Source organism: Stappia sp., assembly GCF_048268045.1.
GTDB lineage: Bacteria > Pseudomonadota > Alphaproteobacteria > Rhizobiales > Stappiaceae > Stappia.
On the sequence record NZ_JBLWWG010000008.1, the window covers coordinates 221,710 to 229,256 of the forward strand.

Sequence of the window (7,547 nt, forward strand, 5' to 3'; positions counted from 1 at the left end):
TGTTTGCGCCGACCGCTCCGTCCGCCTGCGTGGTTCCGGTCCGGCTGCCGCGACCGCGGCGGGCGCGCCGGGCGGGCTGGCTTCACATGATAGCTCATGTCATGACAGGGTATGGGCCAAAACATGGCGGCGACAACCGGATGTGAACGGGAACGAATGGCGGACGACACGCGAAACGACGTGAAGGACATGCCGGCGGGACTGGCCGAACTGGTCTCGCGGGCGGGGACGGGGCGCGGGCCAGCGCCGGTGGAGCGCTGGAATCCGCCCTATTGCGGCGAAATCGACATGCGCATCGCCGCCGACGGTCGCTGGTACTATCAGGGGGGAGTGATCGCTCGCGAACGGCTGGTGCGTCTCTTCGCTTCCGTGCTTCGACGCGATGCCGATGGCCATCATTATCTCGTAACCCCTGTGGAGAGGGTGAGAATCACCGTCGAAGACGCGCCTTTCCTTGGCGTCGAGCTGCATGTCGAGGGCGAGGGGCGCGAGCAGGTGCTGCGGCTGCGCACGAATACCGGCGACGTCGTGCGGATCGACGCGGACCACAGGCTGCGCTTCGAGGATGAGACGGATACGGGGGGGCTGAAGCCCTATGTGCGGATTCGCGGCCGGCTCGACGCGCTTCTGGCCCGCCCGCTGCTCTATCAGCTTGCCGATCTGTTCACGGAACACGATATGTCGGGAAGGACGGTGATGGGCACATGGAGCGCCGGCACGTTCTTTCCGGCCGAGACGACGCCAACGCCAGGCTCGGCCTACGAACGGGAACCGGACACAAGGGCATGACGACACCTCAGGAGATGACGCAGGCTGCGAGCCGGCACGGCATACGGGCGGACGGGACACCCGTTTCCGCCGTCGATTTCGTTGCCCAGGCGCAGGGCCGCATCGCCGCCGCCGCGCGGCGGGAGGTCGGCGACCATATCCTCAACCCGGAACTCGGCCCCTTCGCCTTCGCCAATCGCGCGCCGCGCGACGCGGCCGTGCTCATTGCCGTCGTCGAGCGCCGGGCAGGCGCCTCGGTGATCTTCACCGAGCGCACGGCGCACCTTTCCAGCCATGCGGGGCAGATCTCGCTGCCCGGCGGCAAGATCGACCCGGAGGACGGGGGGCCCGTCGCGGCGGCCCTGCGCGAGGCGGAAGAGGAAATCGGCATCGAGCGGGGGCTCGTCAGTCCGGCTGGCGTTCTGCCGACCTATCTCACCGGCTCCGGCTACCGGGTCGCTCCCGTGCTCGGGCTTGTCGATCCAGGCGCCGCGATCGTGCCGAACCCGGACGAGGTGGCCGATGTCTTCGAGGTGCCGCTCTCGTTCCTGATGGATGAGCACAATCATCGGCGACAAAGCCGGGTCTTTGCCGGAAAGCCACGCTACTTTTATGCAATACCCTTCGGGGAGCGCTACATCTGGGGCGTGACCGCCGGGATCCTGAGGCTCCTTTACGAGACGGTGTACCGCTGATGTTGCGTGTTGTGCTTACCCAGCTGCTGCTTGTGTCATTGCCCTTCATCGGCTTTGCCGCCTGGCTCTTCATCACCAAGAAGGCGCAGACATCGGAGAACTGGCGCAAGGGGCCGCTTGTCTGGCTCCTGATGGCAGGGCTTGCGCTGTCCATCGGCGGCTTCGTGCTGCTGGCCGAGAAGGAAGGCCTTCCCGAGGGCAAGAACTACGTGCCGACGGTGTTGCGCGACGGGGTGCTCATTCCGGGACACTACGAGTAGGGCGCGCGGCGATGAGCGGTGCGATCACGGCTGACTGGCTCACGCGGCCGTCGCTCCAGGCGGTGTTTGACGCGGTCGAGCAGGATGGCGACGCGGCGCGCGCCGTTGGCGGTGCCGTGCGCAACACACTGCTCGGCGTGCCGGTGGCGGACGTGGACGTGGCGACGACGGCGCTGCCGGACGATGTCGTGCGTCGGGCTCTGGCGGCAGGGCTGAAGCCGGTGCCAACCGGGATTGAGCATGGCACGATCACGGTGGTCAGCACGGGCGATGCCTATGAGGTGACCACGCTGCGCGAGGACGTGGAGACGCACGGGCGCTCGGCGACCGTGCGCTTCGGGCGATGCTGGCAGCACGATGCGCGGCGGCGCGACTTCACCATGAACGCGCTCTATGTCGACCGGCACGGCACGCTTTACGACCCGGTCGGTGGTCTGCCCGACCTTGAGGCGCGGCGGGTCCGGTTTATCGGCGATCCGCTGCTGCGCATCCGCGAGGATTATCTCAGGATCCTGCGTTTCTTCCGCTTCCACGCCCAATACGGAGAAGGCCCGCTCGATGCGCAGGGGCTTGCTGCCTCGCAGGCCGAGCGCGCCGGACTTGCCGTCCTGTCGTCGGAACGGGTGGCCATGGAACTGCGCAAGCTGATCGTCGCGCCGCGCGCGGTCGAGACAGTGATACGGATGGCCGGGGCCGGCATTCTGGAACTGGTCTTTCCGGTCGAAGCCGATCTTGACGCCTTCACCGCGCTGCGCGGGCTCGATGAGGTCTCGCCGCAGGCGCGTGCGCCGGCGCTGTGCCTTGCAGCGCTTGCCGGCGCGGGCGGCGCACGCGCAATCGGGCAAACCGCCGAGGGTCTGCGGCTTTCGAACGCCGAGCGCAAGCGCATGGAGCGGGCCGATGGCGTGGCCCGGGCCGCCCGAACGCTTGCCCTTCTGGACCGTGAACCGGCGGAGGCTGCGATAGCCGAATGCCTTTATGCGCATGGTGCGGAGGCCCTGCGCGACGGCCTGTTGCTTGCGGTGGCGCGTGAAGGCGTGCCGGTCGACGCGGGAGAGCTTGGCGCACGTCTCACGCAGATCGAGCGCACCAATGTTCCGGTTTTTCCGCTGTCGGGCCGGGACCTGATTCTGGCCGGCTTCAGGCCGGGGCCCGAGGTGGGCGCGCTGCTGAAGCAGGCGGAAGGCCGTTGGATCTCCTCCGGGTTCACCCTGGGGCGCGAGGCTCTGCTTTCTGCCGCGCTCGCAGGGGCGGAAAGCGCGCGCTCCTAGTCCTCGGCGAAGCCGCCGGTGATCCTCAGGCCTTCGATCCAGGTCTCGGCGCCGTCCTTGAAGATGGTGCGCGGCACAGCGCCGGCTTCTCTCACGAGGTGGTCGGCAAATGCCCGAGAATGGGTGACGATCCAGACCTGCGTGCGCTCGCAGGCCTTGGCGATGACGCGGGCGAGCGGGGCGAGCAGATCCGGATGCAGGCTCGCCTCCGGTTCGTTGAGGGCGATGAAAGCCGGCAGCCGGTAGGACATGAGCGCGCCCATCAGTGCCAGATAGCCAAGTGTCCCATCCGAGAGTTCATGCGCTGCGAAGGCGCGATGGAGGTCGGGATAGCGCATCGCGATCTCCGCCTGCGCGCTCTCGACGGCGATTTCGAGCCGCGTGCCGGGGAAGGCATCCTCGACGGCGGTGAAAAGATCGCGGGCGTCGCCGCGTACCTCCGTCAAGGTGGCGAAGACGGCGGCGAGATCGGCCCCGTCGGAGGCAAGCGTCGAGGTCGTCAGAGCCAGCGACGGGCGGCGCAGGGCCGAGGCCTCGTCGGTGCGGAAGGCATGATAGAAGCGCCAGTCGGCGAGTGACCGGCGGACGATGTCGACTTCGGGGAAGCGGGCGCCGTCGCGAAACGCGAAGAGCGCCGTCTCCGACCCCAGCAACTCGTTGGCATAGGTTAGTCGGTTGCCGTCGGCGGCCCTGAGCCAGGCCGAAGGCCCCGATCGCTCCATCAGCGCCACCTGGCGCTTGCCGGTATGGAGGACGAGTTTTTCCTCCTTCACCAGTGGCTCGAGCGGAAGCGCGGCGTCCGAGCCTTTTACCGGCAGCCCTATCGCGATCGCGTAGGAGAGGTCGCCGAGCCGGGCGGAGAGCGCGAGCCGGACGGGCCCGCGTCTGCGATCGCCCGCCCAAAGGACGCTCTCAATGCCGCCTTCTTCGGCGATGGCCCGGGTGATCCGTCCGAAGGCCGCCTGCTGCAGCAGCGAGAGCGCCCGATAGAGGTTGGTCTTGCCGGTGCCGTTGCGGCCGACGAAGACATTCAGCGCTCCGACCGGAAGGTGCAGGCGGCGTATCGAGCGGTAGTTGTCGATCTCGATCGATGTCAGCGGCGGCAGGGACATGGCGTGTTCACGCAGTCCGGATCAAGGCCATTTGACCACGGGTGGCATCGACGACAGGATGGACGAGACGTTGCCGCCGGTCTTCAGGCCGAAGATCGTGCCTCGGTCGTAGAGGAGATTGTATTCCACGTAGCGACCGCGGCGGACGAGCTGCTCCTCCCGCTCCGCATCGTCCCAGGGCTTGTGATAGTTGGCGCGCACCAGCTTCGGGTAGATGTCGAGAAACGACAGTCCCACGTCCTTGGTGAAGGCCAGGTCCGCGTTCCAGTCGCCCGAATGCAGGTAGTCGTAGAAAATGCCGCCGACGCCGCGCATCTCGTTGCGGTGCTTCAGGAAGAAATAATCGTCGCACCATTTCCTGTAGCGCGGATAATCGGCGACCTCATGGGCTGCACAGGCTGCTTCCATCGCCTTGTGAAAGGCGATGGTATCCGGGTCGTCCTGGCTGCGGCGGGCGTCCAGAACCGGCGTCAGATCGGCGCCGCCGCCGAACCACTGGCGCGTCGTCACCACCATGCGCGTGTTCATGTGCACGGCGGGAACATGCGGATTGTGCATGTGGGCGATGAGCGAGATGCCGGAGGCCCAGAAGCGGGGGTCCTCGGCGGCGCCGGGGATCTGGCCGCGAAACTCGGGCGAGAACTCGCCATGGACGGTGGAGACGTGGACGCCGACCTTCTCGAAGATCCGCCCCTTCATCATCGACATGATGCCGCCACCGCCCTTGGCGCCGGTCGTCGAATCGGTTCGCTCCCAGGGCGTGCGCTCGAACCGTCCGGCCGCCGTTTCCGCGAGCGCGCCGGGCAGGGCGGCAAACTCGGCCGCATCGTCCTCGATGGCCTCGAAGGCGGCGCAGATGCGGTCGCGCAAGGCCTCGAACCAGGCGCGCGCCTCGACCTTCTTCGCCTCGATGTCGGCCGGAACCGGTCCGCCACGCGCCTCTTTCGGTGCCCCGCCGCCTTGTTCGCTCATGTCCGCCGTCTCCGCTCGATGCCCTGAATCTGCGGAAGCTTCATGACAGAAGCGGAGGCGGCGGGAAAGGGGCGGTCAGCGGGAACGGATCGGCGGGCAGGATTTCAACGGCCTCGCAGGGCATTCCGAAGAACAGGGAAGTAAGCCTTCCGTCTGCAAGTCCCGGATACGCCTCAGGCCGGAAAACCTTCCGTCTGCCGCAGGGCTTCGCCGAGCGCCATGGCAGCGGAAACGGCGATGTTGAGCGAGCGCATGCCTTCGGCCATCGGGATGGTCAGGCGGGCGTCGGCGATGGCGTGGACGGCCTCGGGAACGCCAGAGGATTCGCGGCCGAGAAGCAGGATGTCGCGACAGGCGAAGTCATGGTGGTGATAGGGCCGGGCGGCGGCGGTCGTGAGCAGCAGGAGGCGGCGCTCTTCCTGCCTGCGCCACGCGTCGAATGCCTCGAAGGTGAGGTGGCGGGTGAGTGCCGCGCGCTCCATATAGTCCATTCCGGCACGCTTCAATGCGTGGTCGGACAGGGGAAAGCCGACCGGCTCGATGATGTGGACGCGAACACCCATGCAGGCCGCAAGCCGCAGGATCGTTCCCGTATTCTGGGGAATATCGGGCTGATAGAGCGCGAGTTCCGGCATGTCTGTGTTCCGCTTTCCTGATCGGCCCTGTTGGGCCATGCGCGCCGCGTCGGTTTGCCGACGTGCCCCGCTTTGGCCGGTTTCGGTGGTAGGCTCGCGTGGCCCGCCTGTCATCCGGATTCGGCCCGCCTGGTGCGCGCCATCCGAATTTCCCGCTGCTTCGCGGCCGTCGCTCCTGCTTTCGCGATCCGGCCCGTTGGACGATTTCGCACAGAAGGTCCGGTTTCGTGATCGAGCGTATCTATTCCTGGTTCGAGCGGCGCATCGATCCCTTCGCGCCGTTGCCCGACCGGCCCGTTCCGGGAACCGGCTTCGGCTACCTCGGTTTCTTCGTCGGCCAGGCGCGGCTCGCTTTTCTGGCGATGCTGGTTCTGGGCGGCGCGACGGCGCTGATCGAGGCGGCGCTCTACATCTTTGTCGGCGACCTCGTCGACCTGATGCAGGGTGGGCCGCGTCAGGGTTTCTGGAGCACCAACTTGCCGGTTCTGGCGATGATGGCCGGCACGGTTCTGGTGATCAGGCCGGTCGTGGCCGCCCTGACGGCGCTGGTCGAGGAGCAGATCGTCGTTCCCGGGTTCTTCAATCTGGTCCGCTTTCAGGGGCACCAGCAGGTCGTCGGCAAGTCGTTGTCCTACTTTCAGGACGAGTTCGCCGGCCGTATCTCGCAGAAGGTCTGGCAATCGGGTCAGGCGGCAGGCGACTTCATGGTCAGCCTGCTGCAGATCATCTGGTTCATCGTTGTTTTCGCGTTGACGACGCTGACGGTGCTGATGTCGCTCGATCCGATGATCGGGGCTGTGGTCGCGGTCTGGCTCGTCGCCTTCGGCGCCGTCTCCGCTCTCTTTGTGCCGCGTATCCGACGTCGGGCAAAGGCATCTGCGCACGCCGGGTCCGGCGTCACCGGCCGTTTCGTCGATATCTACGGAAATATCCAGACCATCAAGCTGTTCACCGACGCGCGCCGTGAGGCACGGCAGATGCGCGACGTTTATGAGGCGTTTCTGGCGGCGATCCGGGCGTTCACGCGCACTCTCACCGCCGTGCGCACGATCATGAGCGTGATGTCGGGAGCGATGATCGTGGCGATCGCGGTCCTGGTTCTGCGAGCCTGGGAGGCGGGAAGCGTGACCGCCGGCGACGTGGCGCTGGTGCTCGGCCTGGTGTTGCGGCTCAACGTGCTGCTCGGCAGGCTGATGGGGCAGATGAACGGCTTGTTCCGTGCCCTGGGCACCTTGCAGGACAGCGCCGAGACGATCACCCGCAAGGCCGCGGTCGCCGACCTGCCGGACGCCCCCGCGCTTGAGGTGCGCGAGGGGGCGATCGCGTTTCGTGACGTCGGTTTCCATTATGGCAAGGCCGGTGGGGTGATCGACAGGCTTTCACTGTCGATCCAGCCGGGCGAGCGCGTCGGTCTCGTCGGCCGCTCGGGGGCGGGCAAGTCGACGCTCGTCAACCTGCTGCTGCGCTTCCACGACCTGGAAAGCGGCGAGATTCTCATCGATGGCCAGGATGTGGCGCGGGTGACGCAGGCGAGCCTGAGGGCGCGCGTCGGGCTTGTCACCCAGGACACCTCGTTGCTGCACCGCTCGATCCGCGACAACATCTCGCTTGGGCGCGCGGAGGCGAGCGAGGAGGAGATCCGCCTTGCTGCGCGACGCGCGCACGCGGAAGCCTTCATCGACGAGCTCACCGATACCCGGGGCCGCAGGGGCTTCGACGCGCATGTCGGCGAGCGGGGGGTGAAGCTCTCCGGCGGTCAGCGCCAGCGCATCGCGATTGCGCGGGTCCTGCTGAAGAACGCGCCGATCCTCGTGTTGGACGAGGCGACGTCTGC

8 protein-coding genes are annotated in these 7,547 nt (G+C 67.0%); 5 read left to right on the plus strand and 3 right to left on the minus strand.

Going from position 1 to position 7,547, the window contains the following annotated elements; genetic code table 11:
• Positions 1-156 precede the first annotated feature (156 nt).
• Genes ACN0WF_RS14730 through ACN0WF_RS14745 form a run of 4 tightly spaced genes read left to right on the plus strand, consistent with a single transcriptional unit; the run spans position 157 to position 2,994 of the window.
• A complete protein-coding gene (locus ACN0WF_RS14730; RefSeq protein WP_417773525.1) occupies positions 157-789 on the plus strand; it encodes a DUF1285 domain-containing protein in 633 nt (210 codons plus the stop codon).
• Complete coding sequence (locus ACN0WF_RS14735; protein ID WP_417773526.1) at positions 786-1,463, plus strand: NUDIX hydrolase; 678 nt, start codon at positions 786-788, stop codon at positions 1,461-1,463. The genes ACN0WF_RS14730 and ACN0WF_RS14735 overlap by 4 nt, the downstream gene beginning before the upstream one ends.
• Complete coding sequence (locus ACN0WF_RS14740) at positions 1,463-1,723, plus strand: DUF6111 family protein (RefSeq protein WP_417773527.1); 261 nt, start codon at positions 1,463-1,465, stop codon at positions 1,721-1,723. The genes ACN0WF_RS14735 and ACN0WF_RS14740 overlap by 1 nt, the downstream gene beginning before the upstream one ends.
• 11 nt (positions 1,724-1,734) lie before the next feature.
• Positions 1,735-2,994: a CCA tRNA nucleotidyltransferase gene (locus tag ACN0WF_RS14745; RefSeq protein ID WP_417773528.1), complete on the plus strand. Its 1,260-nt coding sequence runs from the start codon at positions 1,735-1,737 to the stop codon at positions 2,992-2,994.
• On the opposite strand, the gene ACN0WF_RS14750 is transcribed toward ACN0WF_RS14745, so the two are convergent.
• The 3 genes from ACN0WF_RS14750 to ACN0WF_RS14760 form a co-directional block, all read right to left on the minus strand.
• Positions 2,991-4,106, minus strand: a complete 1,116-nt coding sequence (locus tag ACN0WF_RS14750) for an AAA family ATPase (RefSeq protein WP_417773529.1) — start codon at positions 4,104-4,106, stop codon at positions 2,991-2,993. The two genes, ACN0WF_RS14745 and ACN0WF_RS14750, sit on opposite strands and share 4 nt — an antisense overlap.
• Positions 4,107-4,127: 21 nt before the next feature.
• Positions 4,128-5,078 carry an oxygen-dependent coproporphyrinogen oxidase gene (hemF, locus tag ACN0WF_RS14755; RefSeq protein WP_417773530.1) on the minus strand — a complete coding sequence of 317 codons (951 nt, stop codon included), beginning with the start codon at positions 5,076-5,078 and terminating at the stop codon, positions 4,128-4,130.
• Between the two features lie 173 nt (positions 5,079-5,251).
• Positions 5,252-5,713 carry a tRNA (cytidine(34)-2'-O)-methyltransferase gene (locus tag ACN0WF_RS14760; RefSeq protein ID WP_417773531.1) on the minus strand — a complete coding sequence of 154 codons (462 nt, stop codon included), beginning with the start codon at positions 5,711-5,713 and terminating at the stop codon, positions 5,252-5,254.
• Between the two features lie 227 nt (positions 5,714-5,940).
• Here ACN0WF_RS14760 and ACN0WF_RS14765 point away from each other — a divergent pair.
• Positions 5,941-7,547: ABC transporter ATP-binding protein (locus ACN0WF_RS14765; RefSeq protein ID WP_417773532.1), on the plus strand; the 1,607-nt coding region annotated here is incomplete at its 3' end.